19 protein-coding genes and 1 tRNA gene are annotated in these 20,582 nt (G+C 55.7%); 6 read left to right on the top strand and 14 right to left on the bottom strand.

Annotation, left to right across the window (positions count from 1 at the left end; genetic code table 11):
• Positions 1-28 precede the first annotated feature (28 nt).
• A complete protein-coding gene (locus HHJ06_RS04820) occupies positions 29-1,765 on the top strand; it encodes an AAA family ATPase (protein ID WP_215428104.1) in 1,737 nt (578 codons plus the stop codon).
• Positions 1,766-1,784: 19 nt separating this feature from the next.
• Here HHJ06_RS04820 and HHJ06_RS04815 read toward each other — a convergent pair whose 3' ends face one another.
• The 12 genes from HHJ06_RS04815 to HHJ06_RS04760 form a co-directional block, all read right to left on the bottom strand.
• A complete protein-coding gene (locus tag HHJ06_RS04815; RefSeq protein WP_215428102.1) occupies positions 1,785-2,927 on the bottom strand; it encodes a metallophosphoesterase in 1,143 nt (380 codons plus the stop codon).
• A 141-nt stretch (positions 2,928-3,068) separates the two neighbouring features.
• Positions 3,069-4,148 (bottom strand): alpha/beta hydrolase, encoded by a 1,080-nt coding sequence (locus HHJ06_RS04810; RefSeq protein ID WP_215428100.1) that lies wholly within the window; start codon positions 4,146-4,148, stop codon positions 3,069-3,071.
• A 21-nt stretch (positions 4,149-4,169) separates the two neighbouring features.
• Entirely contained in the window at positions 4,170-5,018 is an 849-nt protein-coding gene (locus HHJ06_RS04805) for an aldo/keto reductase (protein ID WP_215428098.1), read from the bottom strand.
• Between the two features lie 44 nt (positions 5,019-5,062).
• Positions 5,063-6,058 (bottom strand): DUF362 domain-containing protein, encoded by a 996-nt coding sequence (locus tag HHJ06_RS04800; protein ID WP_251841419.1) that lies wholly within the window; start codon positions 6,056-6,058, stop codon positions 5,063-5,065.
• A 68-nt stretch (positions 6,059-6,126) separates the two neighbouring features.
• A complete protein-coding gene (locus HHJ06_RS04795; protein WP_215428094.1) occupies positions 6,127-7,302 on the bottom strand; it encodes a MalY/PatB family protein in 1,176 nt (391 codons plus the stop codon).
• Positions 7,299-8,171, bottom strand: a complete 873-nt coding sequence (locus HHJ06_RS04790) for a DUF3737 family protein (protein WP_215428298.1) — start codon at positions 8,169-8,171, stop codon at positions 7,299-7,301. The genes HHJ06_RS04795 and HHJ06_RS04790 overlap by 4 nt, the downstream gene beginning before the upstream one ends.
• 274 nt (positions 8,172-8,445) lie before the next feature.
• Positions 8,446-9,456 (bottom strand): EamA family transporter, encoded by a 1,011-nt coding sequence (locus HHJ06_RS04785; protein WP_215428092.1) that lies wholly within the window; start codon positions 9,454-9,456, stop codon positions 8,446-8,448.
• Positions 9,457-9,475: 19 nt separating this feature from the next.
• Positions 9,476-10,753 carry a DUF418 domain-containing protein gene (locus HHJ06_RS04780; RefSeq protein ID WP_215428090.1) on the bottom strand — a complete coding sequence of 426 codons (1,278 nt, stop codon included), beginning with the start codon at positions 10,751-10,753 and terminating at the stop codon, positions 9,476-9,478.
• Between the two features lie 213 nt (positions 10,754-10,966).
• Entirely contained in the window at positions 10,967-11,320 is a 354-nt protein-coding gene (locus tag HHJ06_RS04775; RefSeq protein WP_215428088.1) for a cyclophilin-like fold protein, read from the bottom strand.
• Between the two features lie 308 nt (positions 11,321-11,628).
• Complete coding sequence (locus HHJ06_RS04770) at positions 11,629-12,165, bottom strand: flavodoxin family protein (RefSeq protein ID WP_215428086.1); 537 nt, start codon at positions 12,163-12,165, stop codon at positions 11,629-11,631.
• An 18-nt stretch (positions 12,166-12,183) separates the two neighbouring features.
• A complete protein-coding gene (locus HHJ06_RS04765; RefSeq protein WP_215428084.1) occupies positions 12,184-13,371 on the bottom strand; it encodes an iron-containing alcohol dehydrogenase in 1,188 nt (395 codons plus the stop codon).
• A gap of 421 nt (positions 13,372-13,792) precedes the next feature.
• Complete coding sequence (locus tag HHJ06_RS04760; protein ID WP_215428082.1) at positions 13,793-14,110, bottom strand: hypothetical protein; 318 nt, start codon at positions 14,108-14,110, stop codon at positions 13,793-13,795.
• Positions 14,111-14,221: 111 nt separating this feature from the next.
• Between HHJ06_RS04760 and HHJ06_RS04755 the strand changes: the two genes are divergently transcribed.
• On the top strand, positions 14,222-15,028 hold the full coding sequence (locus HHJ06_RS04755; protein ID WP_215428080.1) for a LexA family protein: 807 nt from the start codon (positions 14,222-14,224) through the stop codon (positions 15,026-15,028).
• 228 nt (positions 15,029-15,256) lie between these two features.
• The gene (locus HHJ06_RS04750) at positions 15,257-16,444 is read left to right on the top strand and encodes an acyltransferase family protein (protein WP_215428078.1); all 1,188 of its coding nucleotides are present in this window, start codon (positions 15,257-15,259) and stop codon (positions 16,442-16,444) included.
• 319 nt (positions 16,445-16,763) lie between these two features.
• On the opposite strand, the gene HHJ06_RS04745 is transcribed toward HHJ06_RS04750, so the two are convergent.
• Complete coding sequence (locus tag HHJ06_RS04745) at positions 16,764-17,987, bottom strand: hypothetical protein (protein ID WP_215428076.1); 1,224 nt, start codon at positions 17,985-17,987, stop codon at positions 16,764-16,766.
• Between the two features lie 354 nt (positions 17,988-18,341).
• A tRNA-Gly gene (locus HHJ06_RS04740) sits at positions 18,342-18,416 on the bottom strand.
• Between the two features lie 186 nt (positions 18,417-18,602).
• Here HHJ06_RS04740 and HHJ06_RS11845 point away from each other — a divergent pair.
• Genes HHJ06_RS11845 through HHJ06_RS04730 form a run of 3 tightly spaced genes read left to right on the top strand, consistent with a single transcriptional unit; the run spans position 18,603 to position 20,548 of the window.
• Entirely contained in the window at positions 18,603-18,731 is a 129-nt protein-coding gene (locus tag HHJ06_RS11845; protein ID WP_286010588.1) for a hypothetical protein, read from the top strand.
• A 9-nt stretch (positions 18,732-18,740) separates the two neighbouring features.
• Entirely contained in the window at positions 18,741-19,490 is a 750-nt protein-coding gene (locus tag HHJ06_RS04735) for a S1C family serine protease (RefSeq protein ID WP_215428073.1), read from the top strand.
• Positions 19,491-19,510: 20 nt separating this feature from the next.
• Positions 19,511-20,548: a PDZ domain-containing protein gene (locus tag HHJ06_RS04730; RefSeq protein ID WP_215428071.1), complete on the top strand. Its 1,038-nt coding sequence runs from the start codon at positions 19,511-19,513 to the stop codon at positions 20,546-20,548.
• The last annotated feature ends 34 nt before the right edge of the window (positions 20,549-20,582 follow it).

Below are 20,582 nucleotides of genomic sequence, written 5' to 3'. Positions count from 1 at the left end.
TATATAAATATAAATATTAATAAATACTATGATAACGAGAATTAAAATTGAAAGATTTAAAAGTATTGAAAGTTTTGAGCTAATCTTGCATGGAGTAGATGTATTAATAGGAGGGAATAACGCAGGAAAAAGCAGTGCTCTACAAGCATTACAATTTGCAGCTTCTCTTTTACAAACAATGGCATTAGAATCTTCAATGCAATATGATGACAATCCAAAATCTAAATCGCTTTCTCCAGAAAGAATTATTTATTCTCCCATAAGTAATGTGTATGCCCTACTTCATGGTAATGAGCCATTACGTGAGGGGTCTGGGTGTGATATGTCTATTGAATTAGAAGAAAAAAATGGAAATAATATTAACAAAGGACAAATAATCATAAAAAAAGGACGTAATAAAAATATTGTAGTGTCGTATTCTGGCAAAGAATTATGTCAAAAAATGGCTAATCTAAATCCAGTTTTTAGTATGTATGTTCCAGGATTAGCTGGGATACCGTTTTATGAAGAATACCGTTCTATTGGAGCTGTACGCAGAGCTGCAGCAAGAGGTGACTGCAATACTGTCCTTAGAAATGTTTTATATAACTTAAGTACAGACACTGAAAAATATAAAAACTTTCTTAATGACCTTAATTCCATATTTCCCGACATCAGTATTGAAATTAATCCGCGCTTAGAGAATGATGGTATGATCGAAGTACTGGTCAATAATTCAAAATACACAAAACCTATTGATGCGACAGGAACTGGCGTGTTACAAGCTATACAAATATGCGCATATATGAATTATTTTGAACCACAATTATTATTATTGGATGAACCAGATTCTCATTTGCATCCGAATAATCAGAAAATGTTAGCTCAAATGATATTACAATTAGCTCAAAAAAATAGAAACATTATTATTTCCACTCATTCCAGACATCTGGTGGGAGCACTAAGGAAAAATGCTCAAGTAACACTGTTAAAGAACGGAACATCACAACCTCATAATTATTCTGAATATGATATTTTAATGGAAATTGGTGCATTAGATGAATATGATGTATATCGTGATCCAAATATTAAATATGTCATTGCAACTGAGGATGCTTGTCCTAATAGTCACAAACTGCTTAGTCTTATATTGCAATGTTCTGGATTTGACACCAAATCATTTGTAATATTACCATATGAAGGATGTTCTAAAATTGATTCAGCTATTTATGTATCAAAATGTTTGAAACATTTTAGAGAAGATTTAAAAATAATTATTCATAGAGATCGTGACGGTATGACCATAGATGAGGTAACTGATTTTATAAACAAAATAGAACAAGAAAAAAAATTGCATTGCTTTGTCACTAAGTATAATGATTTGGAAATGTATTTTTGCTCTTCGAAGCATATACAAAAAATCCTCGCTGATCAAGGCATACCTATTGATTTAGATAAGGTCCAAAATATAGTTGATAGGGCCACGGAATATGCCCACCATCAATCATTAGAAAAATATTTGAATCGAAGATTAGATTCAATGAGAGCAGGTGGACGAGGAACAGAGTCAATAGAAGCTATTAATTATTTTAATGCCAATCAACAGTGCTGTCTGAATGGTCACATTATGATAGGTTCTATAAAGTCAATTTTACACCAAGAGTATCATGTCAAAGAAGGGGAACTAATTAAATTAACCGAATTTATTGGCGATGATACATTAAAAAAAATTATTACTTCTCCTACAAATACAACAAATTCAACGACTCAGTGTCCAACAGAGTGATATATAGAAACAACACACCTCACCATTTCTTACTTAGTCGAAGAAGAATAATTTCCGAAGGAACTCCGATGCGGATGGGAAAGCCGTTCCAGATTCCGGCTCCGTTGGAGACGTACAGCTTCATATCCCCCACCGTATACAGCCCGGAAACGAAGCCCTCGTTAAACCGGGCCACCAGCCGGTCAATTCCGGCAATCATGCCGCCGTGCGTATGGCCGGAAACCTGAAGGTCCACGCCGTGTTCCGCCGCTTCCGGGGCCAGCCGCGGCTGATGGGAGGCGAGGATGCGCACTCCCTTTTCCGGAGCCCCCGCCAGCGCCTTGCGGATGTCCGGCTCCTCCCTCCCCATAATGGCCGCCACCGGGTCCGTCACCCCGGCCAGCACCACTGCGCCTCCCTCTCCCGTCAGCACATGCCCGTTGGAAAGCATCCGGATGCCCAGGGTGGGCAGGAACTCCATCCACTCCTCATAACCGGAATAATACTCATGATTGCCCGGCACGCCGAACACCCCGTACCTGGCCTTCAAATCCGCAAGCGGCCTCAAATCATCCCCATGCACGGGAACCGTCCCGTCCACAAAGTCCCCGGCGATAATGACGATGTCCGGATTCAGGGCGTTCGTGCGCTCCACGATCTTCCGGATGCGGTCCGCCCGCGTGATGCCGTCCACGTGCAGGTCCGCCAGCACGGCGACGGTCAGGCCGTCCGCACCCTCCGGCAAATGATTCACGGCAATCGCCTCCTCCCTCACCCGCGGCACCGCGGTACCGCCGACCATCCCCACCGTAGCCAGCGCGGCGGCCATAACCAGCAGCACAAGGTTCACCCGGTTGCCAATGATGCGGAATTGTTCCGTCCTCTTCCTCCGCAGGCAGAACAGAACCAGCAGGTACAGCAGACGCACCACGTCCGCCGCCAGCAGCAGGAAAAAGAACAGGAAAAGAACGGAGAACAGCCACGCGGCCGCCAGCAGGACTCCTTCCGGCAGAACCGGGGAGAAAAACATGGGGCCGCCAAACAAATGCAGCAGGTGGAATTTGAATGACGCCACCGCCAGAAGGACGGCAAGCAGGACCTTCCAGCCCCATTTCAGCCTCAGCGGCAGGATGGCGCGGCAGAAAACGTAAACCGCAAGCAACGCTCCGAAAATCAGTATCATGTGTCTCTTCCTTAAAAATTACCTGAATCCTGCGGGACGGAAAAGAAAACTGCCCTGCCCCCCTGCCGGAAACCGGCGGATGACTCCCATTTCAAGTTACTCACCGTAACGCTGTTCCTGGGGAGCCAGCCGCAGAACCGCCTATTTCAAATGCTCCTGAAAGAACTGCTCTATTTTGTTGAAAGGAATAACCCCGGCCTGATTGTCATAGAGATCCACATGGCTTGCGCCGGGAATGATCATCAGCTCCTTGTTATCCCCCTTCAGCTTCTTGAAGGCATCCTCGCTGAAATAGCGCGAGTGGGCTTTTTCTCCGTGAATCATGAGCACGGCGCTGCGGATTTCCCCGCTGTACGCCAGCAGGGGCATATTCATGAAGGAGAGCGCGGAGGTGACATTCCATCCGCCGTTTGAGTTGAGCGAACGCTTGTGGTAGCCGCGCTCCGTCTTATAGTAATTGTAGTAATCCTTCATGAACGCGGGGGCATCCGCGGGCAGAGCATCGGGCACGCCCCCGGCGAGCGCATAGGAACCGTTTTTGGCATCGGCGGTGCGCTGGGCATTCAGCCGTTGGCGCAGTTCATAACGGGCGCCGGCATCCATCGCGTCAAAATAGCCGTTCGCGTTCACGCGGCTCATATCATACATCGTGGAAGTTACCGCCGCCTTGATGCGGGTGTCGATAGCCGCCGCGTTCAAGGCCATGCCGCCCCAGCCGCAAATGCCGATGATTCCGATGCGTTCGGGGTCCACGTCGTCGCGGGTGGAGAGGTAATCGACGGCTGCAGAGAAATCCTCCGTGTTGATGTCCGGGGAGGCGACGTAACGGGGTTCTCCCCCGCTCTCTCCCGTATACGAGGGATCAAACGCAATCGCCAGAAAACCCCGCTCGGCCATCGTCTGGGCATAAAGTCCGGAAGATTGTTCCTTCACGGCTCCGAAGGGGCCGGAAACGGCGATAGCCGGCAACTTCCCGGCAGCCTTCCGGGGCACGTACAAATCCGCCGCCAGCGTAATGCCGTAGCGGTTGCGGAAGCTCACCTTACGGTGGTCCACCTTGCCGCTTTCCGGGAACACCTTGTCCCATTCCTGCGTTAAATTCAGTTTTTCGTTCATGATCCTGTCAGTGTTAGCGTTATTACTCTCGGCAGATAAGCCGCCCGCGCAGCAGAAGCAGGCGGAGAAAGCTACGCAAAGCCTTTTAAATGAATGTCCTGTCATCTTCCCGGTACTTCATGTGAATTACTGCTTCCCGTAATTGATCAGGTACAGGACGGATTCCGGGTCCTGATGGCACAGGAAAAGGCTTTCCCCGCGGTCCAGCCTGGCGATGGCGCCCATGTCTTCCTGGGTAAGTTCAAAGTCAAAGACATTGAAATTCTCTTCCATCCTCTCCCGGTGGGTCGTCTTGGGAATGACGATGATCCCGCGCTGGATCAGGAAGCGCAGGGCCGTCTGCGCCGGGGTCTTGCCGTACTTCTCTCCGATGTCTTTCAAGACCGGGTTCGTGAAAAACCCGTTGCGGCCTTCCGCGAAGGGGCCCCAGGATTCCACCCGCGTGCCGTACTTTGCCATCAGCTCCCGGGCCTTCACCTGCTGGTTGAACACGTGCGTTTCCACCTGGTTGACGGCGGGCTTGATTTCACAGAACTCCGCCAGGTCCACAAAGCGGTCCGGATAAAAATTGCTCACGCCGATGGCGCGGACCTTCCCGGCCCGGTTCGCCTCCTCCATGGCCCGGTAGGTGCCATAATAATCGTTGAAAGGCTGGTGGATGAGCAGCAGGTCCAGGTAATCCGTGCGCAGCTTGCGCAGGGATTCGTCAATGGAGGCTTTCGCCTTTTCATACCCGCCGTTGGTGATCCACACCTTGGTGGTGAGGAACAATTCTTCGCGCGGCACCCCGCTCTTCTCCGCCGCGCGGCCCACGGCCTCTTCATTGCCGTAAATCTGCGCCGTGTCAATGGAGCGGTAGCCCACACTGATCGCGTCCAGCACGCAGCGTTCGCACTCCGCGGCGTCCGGAATCTGAAAAACGCCAAAGCCCAGGATGGGCATGACCACTCCGTTATTCAATGTTACTTCTTCCATAATCGTTTCTATTTGTATTGTTTATTGATATTAAAAAAGACCTGTCAAACGCCCCTCGGCGGCGGAAGTTCCTTCAGTTCATAGTTTCTGCTCCCCAGGCCGATCTTCTCGGCGTAATCCACCGTATGCCTCCCATGGAGGCTTTCAATGCGCTCGATCAGCGGCCTGCTGTTATCTCCCGGAGAAGGCTTGACGGCATAAACGAGGTCCAGGCACGCCTGGTCCAGCGCGACCGGGTCTGTGGAGGCCAGAATACCGATGTCCTTCATTTCCGGGTCATGGGGGTGGGCGTCGCAATCACAGTCAATGGACAGCCTGTTCATCACGTTGATGTAAAGAATCCTGTCCCGGAAATAGTCCGCCACGGCCTGCGCGGAGGCGGCCATGGATTCCAGGAAATCGTCCTGCGTGGCCAGATTGTTCCACACGGCGGAAACGTCCCGCGTTTTTCCTGCGGAATGGATGTACGCCTTGCCGCTTGCGGACGCCACGCCGATGGACTGGTTCTTGATCACCCCGCCGAAGCCCCCCATGGCATGCCCCTTGAAGTGGGCCAGGTTAATCATGAAATCATAATTCTTCAAATGGCTTCCCACGATGTCGTATTCCAGGTGCTTCCTGTCTTTCACCGGAATGGTGAACTCTCCCTCCGCATCCATGATGTCCACCCTGGCAATGTCGGAAAAGCCGTGGTCCTTCGCGGCCTTGAGATGGTCCTCCGTCCGGGAGCGCTTGCCGCCGTAAGCCGTATTGCACTCTACGATGGTGCCGTTCACGCGGCGCACCAGGTCCCTGATCAGGTCCGGGCTCAGGAAGTTATGGCCTCCGGGCTCCCCGGTGCTGATCTTGACGGCCACCCTGCCGGAAGCGGGGAGCCCCAGCGCCTCATAAATCCTTACGAGCGCTTCCGGAGAAATCTCCTTCGTCATCCATACCCCGGACGCCCCGTTCCTTTCTGCTGCCGCCCCCAGCGCGTATTCCGGCAAGGCCAGAGACGCCAGGGCCGCTGTGGAAGACTGGAGCCACGCTCTTCTTGTCATGTTGTTTCCCATGGTAACTTGATTGTTTGTTATTTTCCTGCGAGGCCGCCCGGGAATGCCGGGCTCGTTCATGTTCCGGAAACGCGGCCATCCAGGGTCCGGCAGATTCTGTCCAGCCCTTCAAGCAGCAATTTCCGGGGACAGGCGATGTTCAGGCGGATGAAGCAGCCCTGCGTCTCCCCGTACATTTCCCCGCCGTTCACCATCACGCGGCCTTCTTCCTCCAGCAGGCGGACGATTTCCGCCTCGGGAAGCCCCAGCGCGGAACAGTCCATCCAGACCAGGTACGTGCCTTCCAGCGGCAGCACGCGGAGCTGTGGCAGGCGGCCGCCCAGCACGTCCCGGACCGTTTCATAATTCCGGTAAAGGTAGAGCTTCAGCTCCTCCAGCCATTCCTCCCCGTTGTTGTAGGCTGCCTCCAGCGCGTCCACGGTGAAGGAGTTCACGTCGCACACCTCGTTAATGTTGATTGCCTTGTCTATCTTCTGCCGTATTTCCTCATCCGCCGCGACGATGTTGGCGATCTGGATGCCCGCCAGATTGAAGGCCTTGCTGGGGGAAATGCAGGTGACGGAATGGCGCAGGGCTTCCTCCGACAGGGAGGCGAAGGGCGTGTAGGGATGGCCGGGATACGCCAGCTCGCAATGAATCTCATCCGCCACCACCAGCACGCCGTTTCTCCGGCAGATCTCCGCGATCTTCTCCAGCTCCAGCCTCGTCCACACGCGCCCGGCGGGATTGTGGGGATTGCACAGGAGCAGGAGCTTGACGGCGGGATCAGCCGCTTTCCGTTTCAGGTCCTCCACATCAAGGGTGTACTTCCCGTCCTCATACTTCAGCGGATTCTCCTCCACCACGCAGCCGTTGTTGCGGATGGAGGAGAAAAAGCAGTTGTACACCGGCGTCTGCACCAGCACCTTGTCCCCCGGAGAGGCCAGCGCCCGGATGATCGCGGACAGGGCGGGAACCACCCCCGTGGTGTAAATCATCCACTCCGGCCTGATCTTCCAGCCGTGGCGGCGCGCAAACCAGTTCACCACCGCCTCATAATAGGAATCCGGCACCCGCGTATAGCCGAAGATGCCGTGTTCCGCCCTCTTCCGGATGGCCTCCGTCACGGCCGGGGCCGTGCGGAAATCCATGTCCGCCACCCACATGGGGAGGATGTCCCCCGCGGGCATGGAATCCCACTTGTAGGAATTCGTGCCGCGGCGCGGAACCACTGTGTCAAAATCGTACTTCATGCCGCTTCTCCCGACTGGGTTTTCGCCGTTTCAACGGAGCAGTCCGCCGGGGCCTTGCAGTTCCCGTCCAGAATGATCTCTCCGTAACTGTCCGCCACGATGCGGCCGCTGCGCGGATTCTTGACGCTGTGGACGCGCCCCTTGATCTCCGCCCGGACGGAGGAGTACTCAAAGCAAAGGTCCGCATCCTCCCCGAACGTGCAGTTCTCCAGCACCAGGTTCTCCGCGTAGCACAGCGCCTGCGTGCCGGAAATACGGCAATTCACCAGGCGGAGGTTCTTGGAATGCCAGCCCAGATACTCACCGTCCACCACGGAATCATACACCGTCACGTCCTCCGTATTCCAGAAGGCGTCCTTGGAATGGATCTCCGCATGGCGGATCACTACGTTCCTGCAATACTGGAAGGAGTAATTCCCGTTCAGGCGGAAGCCGTCAATGTCTATATTCTCCCCGTGCATGAACAGGTAATCGCCTTTGTCCGCCTGCACGTTGCGGAGCTCCACATTCCGGCAGTGCCAGCAGCACTCCAGGGCATCAGTCAGGACCACGTTCTCCAGCACCATTCCGTCCATGTCACGGAACATCTTGGGCGCCTCCACCCGCGTATCCTGCATGCGCAGGTTCCGGGAATACCAGATGGCGGCGCGGGCGCCTTCCCGGAACAGGCAATCCTGGATCAGGAGGCCGTCATTGTGCCAGAAGGGGTACTTGCCCCGGAACTCGCACCGCACGGCTTCAATGTCGGAACACTCCTTTAGGGCGGACTCTCCGGGATAAATCGTGACGTCCTCCAGTCTCAAATGATGGGAGGCAAACAAGGGGCGTTCCCCTTCGTAGGAAGTGTTTTTAATCATTCTCTTGGTCATGGTCATGGTTTGGTAAAATGTTCTTCTGATATTCATGGCGTGCCGTTTACGCGGCGGTGACGGACTCCCGGCAAAGGGAGGGAGCGGAAAGAAATGGGAACGGCGCTGGCCGCCAATCATGCCTTCCTCTTTCTTCCTTCAGGCTATTCATTATAGTAACTGTAATGCAAAGCATTTTTAGCATTTTCTGGTTCATCATTTTTAATGTATTTATATTCAATGGATATTAACTGTCATAAAACTCATTTCATAAAAAACGGACTCGTGAAAACATTCATTTTTCACTTCCCCGGCAGGCTACTTCCCTCCTGTACTCCACGGGGCGGTCCGGGAAAAGCCCCTTCTCCTCCCCGGATGGAGCTTCCGCCGGGGTTCTCCTGACCAGCGCGATGCTGCCCAGGATGATGCACAGCCCGGCCATCCGCACCCACGTCATTCCCTCCCCTCCGGCCGCGCAGCCCAGGACCACGGCCACCAGCGGATTGACATAGGCGTGCGTGCCCACCTCCGCCGCAGGCCGCACCTTGAGCAGCCAGATATAACTGGTATACGCCAGAATGGAACCGAACAGCACCAGATAAGCCAGGGACAGCCACGCGGACGCGGGAACGTCCGCCCAGTTCATTTCCTCCGGCTCCCTCCGGGCCAGGGCCCAGCACCAGAACATGGCCCCCGCCGCCAGCATCTGCCACGCGGCTCCGCCCACGTTATTCACCGCTTCCTCCGCGCAGGAACGGTACTTGGCGTACAGCGTGCCCATGGCCCAGGAGACGCAGCCCAGGACGAGCAGAAGAATTCCCTGCGCCCCCTGGCCGCCCCCCTCTTCCTGAAACGCCTGCTCCGCGAACAAAAGCCCCACCCCCAGGAATCCGGCGCCCATGCCCGCCAGGGCGGAAACGCTCCGGAAATTCCTGCGCCACATGGGAGCGTCCAGCGCCATGATCCAGATGGCCGTGGAGGAGACGACGATAGCCACCAGGCTGCTGCTCAAATACCGCTGGGCCAGCATGACCACGGCCATGTCCACAAAAAGGAGGATGACGCCGCTGACGGCGGACTTCCGGACCAGGGCGCTCCGGAAAACGCCCTCCCCCCGGGCGCGGGCCGCCAGCAGGAGAAGGAACCCGGCGGCGCAGAAGCGCAGGCCGCCCAGCAAAAACGGGGGGAAATCCTCCAGAGCCCTCCCGATGAAGTAATAAGTGGACCCCCAGACGACGTAAATCATGAAATACGCGGTGATGATTCCCGGGCGCCCCGGTTGTTCCGTGATGGGATAGGCAGGCATTGGAAAATCTCCCGGGCATTTATTTGTGAAAAGGAGCCGCCTTCCCTCCGCGGAGAAGCGGAGGCTTCCGGAACAACGGAAGCCGTTTTCCGTAAGTGAGCATGCGCCACCCCCATTCCAAGGGGCCGAACAGGCAGAATTTCAGCCACGCATGGCTGAACAAAACCTGGAACAGGAAAACGGCGGCGGCAGTCAATTCCACCTGCGCCAGCCCCATCCGCGCGCCCAGGCGGAAGCCTATGCCGTAAAACAGGACCATGCCCAGGACGGACTGGCCGATGTAGTTGGTCAGCGCCATCCTCCCGGGAGCTGCCAGGGCGCGGAACAGGGGAGCCTGCTGCCGGCGCAGGAACCACAGGCAGAAAACGGACGCATACGCCAGGCTCAGCGGAATGACGCTGAGGGCATACAGGCAGGCGCCCGCCACGGGCCCCCCGCCCAGCAGATGAAGCGCATGGGCGGCATAAAGGAAGGACAGGGGAAGCCCCGCCAGAAAACCGTAACGGCACACCTTCTTCAAAAGCTCCCGGTGGATCTTCAAATTCGCGTAAATGCCCTTTCTCCCCACATACAGGCCCAGCAGGAACAGGGCCAGAACCTTGAACACCCGGTTGCTTTCCAGCAGTTCCTGAACGCGGATGAATGCCCCGGACAGCGTGAACTTCAGCACGTCGGAATAATGCTCCCCATCCACCAGCCACCTGCTGAAATTGTCCTCCGTAATCCCGCTGTGCCCGTTGAAATACTGGACCGCGCCCTCCACGGAGGCGGCCAGGTCCAGCCGGAGGCCCGGCAGTATCTTCAGAATGTCCATCAGGACGGGACAGAAAACGAGCACGGCAGCAGCGGCAAGCAGCTTCCTGTCCGGCACGTTCCGGAACAGCGGCAGCAGCATGCCGGTCAGCGCGTACAGGAGCAGGATATCCCCGCTCCACAGAAGCATCAGGTGCAGCAGCCCGATCAGGGCCAGAAGGCCCATTCTGCGGTAAAAAACGGCCAGGCCGTTCCTCCCCTTCTCCATGGAATGAGCCATGATGATGGAAAAACCGATGCCGAACAGCAGGGAAAACAAACTATAAAACTTGCCGTCAATGAAAACATACTGAAGAAACCGGACCACGCGGTCGATTCCGGCCGTGGGCATGGCGGAAACAACTTCCTGACTCTGGAACGTGTACAGGGAAAACTCCGGGAAATTGGCAAGGCAGATGCCCAGAAGCGCCAGCCCCCGCAGGGCATCCAGAACCACGGAACGCTCCCGCGGACTGACGGGGTTCAATTGTTCAGCGGGAGGCATTCTTCCCTCCTTTCCAGCCGCAGGACGCATCGGCGCCCTGATTCAATAAACGTATTAATTTCATCTTCTTATAAATAATTGTTTCATGTCATTACCACCGTCTTCTCCAACAATGAGGCGCCAGGCCCCCCCTGCAACCGGAAAACGGTTTTCTCCCGGTTCCAACAGCAAGGAATGAATCCGGTTCCGGCGCAACCCGGAAAAGCCCCGGAATCAGCGTTTCACGTCAATGGTCACGCGGAGCTTTCCGGGAACATCCAGGGCCTTCAGGCCATCCCCGTCCAGGCTCCCCAGAATGACCAGGCCGCCGGACGGTCTGAAATCCTTCCTGAAAATGCATAAATTGCCCCATGGGGCGTAGTAGGCGATGGCCCCCCGGAAGGGTTTCCCCACGGACGGCGCCCCGGCGGCGGACAGTTTTCCGGGCAAGGGGCTGATCTTCTCGGTATCCCCGTAATCTTCCAGAACCAGCGTCAGAGGCAGCAGGGACATGAAATCCCTGGCGGCGTCGCTATCCTGGAGAGTGGCGGCAACTTCCCGTTCCCCTGCTTTAATCGTAATATTCATGGTGCTTGGAGATGGTGACGGAGCCTCCGGCTCCGCGGAGCAGCAGGGGGCAAGCAAAGCCCCTGCGGCATGCAAATACAGTAATATTCTTTTCATGGCCTGTGTTTAATGGAACTGGCTGCCCGGCATGGAAACGGGGCCGGGCCTCCCCGTGGAAAAAAGAGAACGGGAGGCTGTCTTCCCGCGGCATCCTCATCCCGTATCCGGAAACCCGGACGCCGCGGGAAGCGCTCACCTATCCTCACTGTGCGCAAAAATCTTTATTCATCTCTTCCCTGTATTCCGGATTCCTTCATGAGAGGCGTTCCCTAAACTCCTATCCCCATGATTCTGGCCTGCTTCATGGCCGGATTGCCCTTGATGTCCCCCATCTTCCAGGCTCCGGCGCCGTAAACCACGCCCTTCTCCACCGCCCCTTCCAGGCAGTCCAGAAAACCGCGGAAGCACTCCACGGTGCGCTCCATGCCGGCCCGGTTATCCTCCGCCGCGGCCAGAATGAAGTAAAACTCCTTGTCCCGCATCTCTTGGTAGCGGGGCACCGTGCGGTCGATGAACGTCTTCATCTGGCCGCACAGCGTGTAAAAATACACGGGGGTGGCCAGTACGATGACGTCCGCCGCCACCAGTTTGTCCAGCAGTTCCGCCATATCGTCCTTCTGGAGGCAGGCGTGGGCGTCATGGCACACGCCGCAGCCGCGGCAATAGCCGATGCGCTTCTCCGCCAGGCGCACCTTCTCCACTTCATGGCCTGCGCCCCGGGCGCCCTTCAAGAACTCATCACACAGAAGGTCGGAATTGCCGCCCTTGCGCGGGCTTGAGGAAATAATCAGAATCTTTTTGCTCATGGTAAAAGCCTCCCGGATTTAACGATAGGACTCCCGGTAAATGGAAACGCAATCCTCCAGGGACAGTTCCACGCGGTCGCACTGGAACAGGAACCCCATGGTTTCCCTGGCGTTGGCCGCCATCTTCCCGAACTCTTCCGGCGTGATGCCGTAGTCGCTCATGCACAGGCCGCTGACTCCGCAGGCCGTTTGCAGCCTGTCCAGCATAGTGAAGAAATCCATGGGGGCCGCGGCGTCCGGCATCCCCATGGCCTGCGCCATGCGGACAAAGCGTTCATCCGCCACATGCCGTTCAATCAGGTGCGTGAAATACGCCTTGCTGATCATGATGAGGCCTGCTCCGTGGGGCAGCACCTGATGGTAGGCGGACAAGGCATGCTCCAGGGAATGCTCGCTGGTGCAGCGGCCCACGCACATCACGTAACCGGACAGGGTATTGCCGAAGGCCACATGCGTACGGGCCTCCAGGTCGGACCCGTCAGCCACCGCCCTGGGCAGGTAACGGCTGATATGCTCCATGGCCGTCAGGGCGTACATGTCACTCATCAGGTTCGTGCCATTGGAAACGTAGCCCTCCACGCTGTGGAACAGGGCGTCAAATCCCTGAAAGGCCGTAAAAAGGGGAGGAACGGTAAGCATCAGTCCGGGGTCCACGATGGAAAGCGCCGGAAACAGGTCCGGATGGACAAACCCCGTTTTTTCATGCGCTTCCTCATTCGTGACCACGGTGCCCGCATCCGCTTCCGATCCGGTTCCGGCGGTGGTGGTAATGGCGACGAGCGGAAGAGGCCTGTTGGCAACGGGACGCCCCTTCCTGGTACCGGACGGGATGTAATCCCAGTAATCGCCGCTGTTCACCGCCATGAGCGCCATGGACTTGGCGGCATCCATGCAGCTTCCGCCGCCCAGGGCGATGATGAAATCACAGCCGTGTTCGCGGGCAAACCGGCCACCGGCGTTCACGGTGGACTTCAGGGGATTGGGCTCCACCCGGTCAAAAACGGCGTATTCAACGCCGGTCTTCTCAAGCTGTCCGGTGAGGCGGTCCAGATAACCGTTGGCCCGCGTGGACTTCCCGTTGGAAATAACAATCATGGCCTTGCGGCCCGGCATGGTCTCCCGGTGCAGGTTTTCCAGTTGCCCGGCCCCGAAAAGAAGCCGGGTGGGCACATGCACGATGAATGTGGAATTGGTATGGTCTGGCATGATGACAGGTTCGTTTGACGGCTGCTTTCCGGCCCCCGGAACATCCGGACGGAAACGGAAAGCAGCGCATTACCTATCATCTAAATGGTTACACTTACTCTAAGGAAAGAAAAATCTTGAAAATAATTTCAAAATCATTTCAAACAATTCATCATCAAATATTTCAGGCGCAAAAAATAAACCATCCCTTCCGTTTATCCCTCAAAAAATTCACACTTTCCATTCATCCCGCCCGCTGTACCGGAGAACATCCGCAAACACGGGAGTTCAACCGCGCTCCGGCTCCCAGCCGGGACCTTTTCTTCCTCTGCAAGCCGTTTCAACCGGGGAAAACAAGTCCGGTCTCATCAAACGCGGTCCCGGTTATTTACGGGCGCGGCGGCGCAGGAAAAGCGTGCCGGGCCCCCGCGCAAGGCCCGGTTTACGGCCTGATGGAACAGGATGACTTGGAAGCCTGCAAATCGGAATTATCCATCTCCACGGCCAGCCAGAACACGCCGACGGCCACCAGGCCGAAAGCGCACGCCCCCGCTACGGAAAGAACGGTCATCACCATCTTCTGCCGTTCCGCCTTTTCCCTGCATTGGCGGACCAGCGTTTGCAGCGCGCCGCAGACTGAACCGAGGCGCCCGCACCACCCTTCTTCCCGGGATGGTTGACTTTTGGGATGCAGGGCGGACCTCATCATCACAGGATAAGGGAACGGCTCCGGCTTCATCATGGAAAGGTCTAAAGGCATGTACTTCATGACCTCTTTTTAACGATATTCGTTAATCAGTCAATATATTTTTCACGAATTCAATTTACTTCTTTCTATCGACAATTCACGAAAATCGTGTATGATCAAGCCATGACACCGACAAAAGGGGACGTGAAAAGCTGGCTGAAAGCCATTGGAAAGGACCGTGACTGGCTCGCCAGGAAATGCGGCACGGAGAAAGGAACGGTCAACAACTGGCTTTCCCCCTCCGGCCCCTTCCCCTCCAACGCCATTTTGAAAATTCATTCCCTGATGTCCCAATACGGACCGGTTGCGCCGGAAAATGCGCCCATTCAGACCAACCGCCTGGTGCTGGAAATCACGGAAGAACGCATGCGGAACTATGAAAGGGCCGCCTCTGAACGGGGAGTGCCCCTGCGCCAGTGGCTGACGGAACTGGCAGACCAAGCGGCGGACGCGCGCCAGCTCCGGCCGGAACGCCCCACCTTCGTTCCGCTGGCGGAACAATTCCCTTCCCCTGGTGCACACGTCAGGCGCGAATACAGCACGCAGATCGTCGGCAACATCGCCGCCGGCTCCCTTGCGGAAAGCGATACCGTCCCGTCCACCATTTACATGGAAAGACCCCTGGGCAAAAATGAATACGTGGTCCGCGTGGAAGGAAAATCCATGGAACCTCTCATCCCGGACGGCGCGCTGGTAGTCATGCGGCGCCATACCGCTCCGCCCATCCCCAAACCGGGCACCATTGTGGAATACAACGACGGCCGCGGCGTGACCCTGAAAAAACTGATCCGGAAGAAAAATGCGGAAACGGGAAAAATGGAACATGCGCTGCAGCCCATCAACCCCGCGTTCAAGGATATTGCCCCCATGGAGGGAGGCAGCATCTCCGGGGTATACGTGGAAACGCTCGTAAACTACCGCAAAGGGTAGTTCATACCTCACGGGGAAAAGTCCGTTCCCCGGCTCTTTTCCATTTCATTCCTTGTCCGTAATGAATAAGGGCCATGGATGAAAGAACTTGCAGGGGGTGATGGTATTTGATTAGGTAACGCGGAAACCGCGCTTCCGGACGGCTGCCGCCCTGTGGTGCGAATCGGCGGTGCGGAAAATACTCTCTCCCATTGAACTGAACCCGGAATTTAAAGCCTGCTCTCTACCATGTCCAACACGCAGAATTCTCCCATTGCGCCTGGAAGTGAAAAACATCACTACCACATTCTTGACGGCCTGCGCGGGGTGGCCGCTATCGTCGTCGTATGGTTCCACATCTTTGAAGCCTACGCCACCAGCCATGTGGACCAGATCATCAACCACGGCTACCTGGCCGTCGACTTTTTCTTCATGCTGTCCGGGTTCGTCATCGGCTACGCCTACGACAACCGCTGGAAGACGATGACCACCGGGGAATTCATCAAGCGCCGCCTCATACGCCTGCAGCCCATGGTGGCGATAGGAGCGGTCATCGGCGCGCTTATCTTTTATTTTCAGGGCTGCTCCGTATGGGATGTATCCCAGGTGGCGGTCATCTCCCTTCTGGTCGCCACCTTCGTCAATGTCCTGCTGATTCCGTCGCCTCCCGGCCTTGAAATCCGGGGCCTGGGGGAAATGTACCCGCTCAACGGACCAAGCTGGTCCCTGTTCTTTGAATACATCGGCAACCTCCTATATGCGCTGTTCATCCGGAAACTCTCCACCCGCTCCCTGGCGGTACTGGTTATCCTGGCCGGATGCGGCCTGGCTTCCTTCAGCTTCTGGGGGCCCAATGGAGACATCTGCTCCGGCTTCGCCATGACCGGGACGGAATGGACAGGCGGCTCCCTGCGCCTGCTGTACTCCTTCTCCGCCGGGCTGCTTCTGTTCCGCCTGTTCAAGCCCGTCAACATCAAGGGCTCCTTCTGGCTGTGCGGCATCTCCCTCGCCATCCTGCTGGCCGTTCCCCGGCTGGGGGGAGAAGACGCCTTCTGGATGAACAGCCTCTATGAAACGGTGTGCTTCGCCGTCTTTTTCCCCCTCATCCTCCTCTTTGGCGCTTCCGGTAAAATCACTGATCCCTACACGGATAAAATATGCCGGTTCCTGGGCAGAATCTCCTACCCCCTGTACATGGTGCATTACCCGTTCATCTACCTGTACTATGCGTGGGTGAAAAACGGAGACCTCTCCTTCTCTGAATCCCTCCCCGGCGCCCTGGCCGTCGTCATCGGAAGCATCCTGCTGGCCTGGCTGTGCCTGAAGTTCTATGATGAACCCGTCCGGAGCTTCCTGGCGAAGCACTTTTTAAAGCGGAAAAATAACCGCAGCCTTGAGCCTTCATCTTCCGTACTCCAAAAAAAGACGGACGGCTAAAAGCCGCCCGTCTGAATTCGCACCACATCCCTATACAGAATTACGCTGCAAAGAACTTTTCCGTCGCAGTAGATGATGCAGCCAGCGGTGGATAAATCGCCGGCCATATACGTGACTCAATTCTCCACAGCCCACTCTGCCTACGGTCCCATCCAATAATTGATGTTCACGTTATTACGTTTGTAAATTAAAAAACACTGGCGCACATCACTTGACCCCCAATTGTTCCGGGGCCAGGTCACCGCCTTATAACGCCAGTTCTGAATACCCCCCTTCCCTCAGGGAGGACTATGGAAATAAAATTGCAGTTTTCTCATCGTTAAATATTTTCTACATTAAGATAATCAGCCGGATTGATACCCTGGATAACACTTACTCGAAAGTGAGCCATTTGCTCCGAACAGGTATCCACGATGGCATAATGACAGTCATTGCTGACTAACCCAAGAGGAACCTCTCCAAGATAGTATACCTGGGGAGTCAGATAACGGCGGTTAAAACTGTTGTAATTATCATCCACTCTCACGCCTGCGTGTCTCCCCAGATAAATCTTGCTGGAGTTCCATGAGGACGGAACCACCATCAAGTCCAGCCGGGAGACTTGGTCCAGGCTGATACCGGGCCACGGCAGCTCCGTAAGTTCTCCGGCCGCATTTTTAGCGACAACTTTCTTATCTGCACAATCCACGTAAAAGGACGGTCCCGGTATATCCTCAATGGCCGATGCTGTCACATTGCTGTAATAACCGGTCCAGCCGAATTTGGTGGATGTATTTCCCATATTGACACCGCTTAACAGGGACATCACCAGAACGTAGTTACCGGGTCCCGCAGGACTGACGGCGCCGCCGTAGTTGGTGTTGGGAACGGCGGATTTGACCAAGATGCATTTATGAGCGGCGTTCGTTCCTATCCAGGACAGGCCGCACCACCCGGACAAAGACCGCTCAATCTTGACGTTGTGGCCCTCAAGCGTAGTCACGGTACCGTTGACGTGGTCCAGGTGGTATACATTCTCCAGAACGGACATGACGGCGGCGGCACCTGCATTGAGTCCGGTCTTGGGAAGTCCGGGCTCAAGCGCGGATGCGGCATTGATGCCCCCGTTGGCGGTGACGGGTCCGTCTATCGTAGCCCCGCCAGTTGAAGAAAACCCGTCAGTAAAATGGGTGCATGCCAAATTTAGGGGAAGCGGTGTAGTCCGCCCATCAACAATGCCGTAGGTTTGCAAGTACAAACCGCCATGCTGGTTGCCAATGGAAAACCATCGTTTACCATTGTCAGCAATGGTGGGATTGTCAACATAAGCCCCGATGTTGATCGGCACACCCATTGGCGTGATATATGCGCCGGTAGTGCTGGCTACCGTCGTAGCCGTAAGTTCCCCATCCAGTACCATATTACCGGCGGTATTCAGTTTCGGAGCGGCGTTCCAGCATAGGCGTTCTTCCGCCGTAATATGTGCAGTTCCATTCTCCACGTGCTCATGCAGTTCAGCCTGAGAGGCCATGAAGATTCCATTGACTGTAGTAATTTTATTCATGATTATTCTTTCTGGTTGTTGTGAGGTGGCTGAATAACTCCACTGCCACCTTGTCCACTCGTACCACTTCGTTGAAAGCATCTACCTGGTCCCCGGAAAAATCATCACGTGTGAAACGTCTGAACTGGATAAACCCGGCCCGCATTCGAAAATTTGTCTCCACTCACAGATTCGGGCATCCGATCTGTATTTGTGCGTGCCAATAGTCATTGGCTCAACGTCAATGAGTGGATGAGTCTTCACAAGAAAAGAAACCAAATGAAACTAAAGGAAGAATTCCTTGCCATTTTAATATGACATTAGTTCGTCAATGCCCTAAAACAAAAAAACTTCCTAAATCAGGAAGTAGAAAAATGGAGCGGATGATGGGATTCGAACCCACGACATCAACCTTGGCAAGGTTGCGCTCTACCCCTGAGCTACATCCGCTTGGATGGGTCAGCGGACCGGAACTGGCCGCTGGAGGGTTTATACGCCTGTGTCGGAAAAAAGCAACCTTTATTTTGGGATTTTCCCGTCCCGCGCCCCTTCCCTTTCTGCCGAACTGTATCAAAGTGTGGCTTATAAATGAAATTCTCTCGTCAGGCGGAGAGACACATTCTATGCTGTGGCGGCATGAAAGAATTGCTCATTACCCTTATTACGCTGGCAGGCCTGTTCATCGGCATGCATTACCATGATTCCCTTGTGGGGGATGGACAGGCGGACCAGCAGAAGACGGAAGCTCCCGCTTCCGCCCAATAGCCCCCGGCCATGATGAAAACGGCTTTCCGGAAACCCTGTTTTTCCGCCATTTTCTGCGGCACGGCCCTGCTGGCTTCTTTGCCGCAGGTTCTGGCGCAGTCTGCGGACAGCGCAGGAATCCTCTCCACCACGCCGCAGTCCGTGGAGGATCTTCAGCGCATTGAACACCAGCTTCAGCAGGTGCTTCCCAGGGTGCTTCCAGCCCTAGTCTGCATTGAGGTGAATAACGGGAGCGGCTCCGGCATCCTGGTCTCGGAAAAAGGGCTGGTTTTTTCAGCGGCCCACGTCGTTGACAAGCAGGGCACCGTGCTCAAGATCATCATGCCGGACGGTACGCGCCTGCCCGGAAAGACCACGGCGCAGAACAGCGAGTCCGACGCCGGGCTGGCTGAAATCACCACCGTGCTGAACAAGGGCCTTCCCCGTGTGCAGCAGACAGAGAAACTGCCCCGCGTGGGAGACTGGGTGTTCGCGCTGGGCCACGGAGGCGGACTGGACCAGAAACGCGGCCCGATGGTGCGCCTGGGCCGTGTGGTTTCCCTCAAGAATGGCGTCATCCAGACGGATTGCAAGCTGATCCGCGGGGATTCCGGCGGCCCTCTGTTCAACCTGAATGGAGAGTTGATCGGCATTCACAGCCGGGTGGGTTCCGGGCTTGAAGACAACCTTCACGTTCCCATGAAGGATTTCGACGCCCTGACGGAACCTCCCCCCGGAGGAAAAGCGCCCCTCCCCCCGTCACCGGAACAGGACGGCTAAACCATTTATTCCTGCCGCTCATGAAACTTCCCTCCTGCGCGTATCTGCTTCCCGTGGCCTGTTCCCTGCTGCCCTCCGCCGTGGCGGAAGGTTATAACGGGAGCCTGGATTTTGAACAGCGCATCAATGGAAAGACGGTTTTGAAGACCATTGAACCCGTGCGCGAACGCCTCCAGGAATTGAGCGCCGTTTTCTTTTCCGGCCATGACGTGATGGTTTACGGCATCGTCCTGAGTCCGGACGGCTACATCGCCACCAAGGCTTCCGAACTTCACGCCCACCAGAATCCGGTGATCCGTATAGGGGCCGCCAAGTACAGCCATTTCAAGGAGATCGGCACGGACCCGGCCACGGACATCGCCGTGGTGAAGGTGGACGCCTCCAACCTTTCCGCCCCCGGCCCCGTCAGCCATGAGGCTCCCATGGGCATGCTGGTGGTCAGCAACGGCTCCACCACCCGCAGTTCCAGACGGGCCCAGCTCGGCACCCTCAGCGCGGCGCAGCGCCCCATTCCGAACGGTGATACGGCTTACATGGGCGTGGTTTTCGCTGCTCCGTGCTCCATTCAGGAGGTCGTCAAGGATGGCCCCGCCGACAAGGCAGGAGCCATGGCCGGGGATGAGATTCTGGCGGTGGACGGCGCCCCTGTTACCACGCTGGAAGCCATTTACCCCATTTTGTCCAAGAAGGAGATCGGGGAGAAGGTGACGCTGAAGGTCAGCCGCAAGGGCAACAAGGTTTCCTACGCCATCACGCTGGGTTCCCGGCGGAAGGCTCTGGGTGAAGATACGCCCCAGAATTCCAATGACCTCATCAGCGGAGGCTTCAGCAAGCGCCGGGATGATTTTCCCATGGTGCTCCAGCATGACACCCCTTCCCGGTATACGCTGATGGGCGGCCCGCTGCTCAACCTGAAAGGAGAGCTCATCGGCATGAACATCGCCAGAGTGAACCGGGCGGAGAATTACGCCCTTCCCATCAGCGTGGTGCAGGAGAGCGTGAAGCGCATTCTGGAAAAAGCCCAGCAGCAGGAGAAGAAGCTCCAGGAAGATTCCTGAACCATTCCCCGCTTTCTCCGGCATAAAAAACGCG

Origin of the sequence: Akkermansia muciniphila, from assembly GCF_018709685.1 — a bacterium.
Classification (GTDB): domain Bacteria; phylum Verrucomicrobiota; class Verrucomicrobiia; order Verrucomicrobiales; family Akkermansiaceae; genus Akkermansia; species Akkermansia muciniphila_E.
The sequence above is the reverse complement of the archived record's forward strand: the minus strand, read 5'-3'. Positions and strand labels throughout refer to the sequence as shown.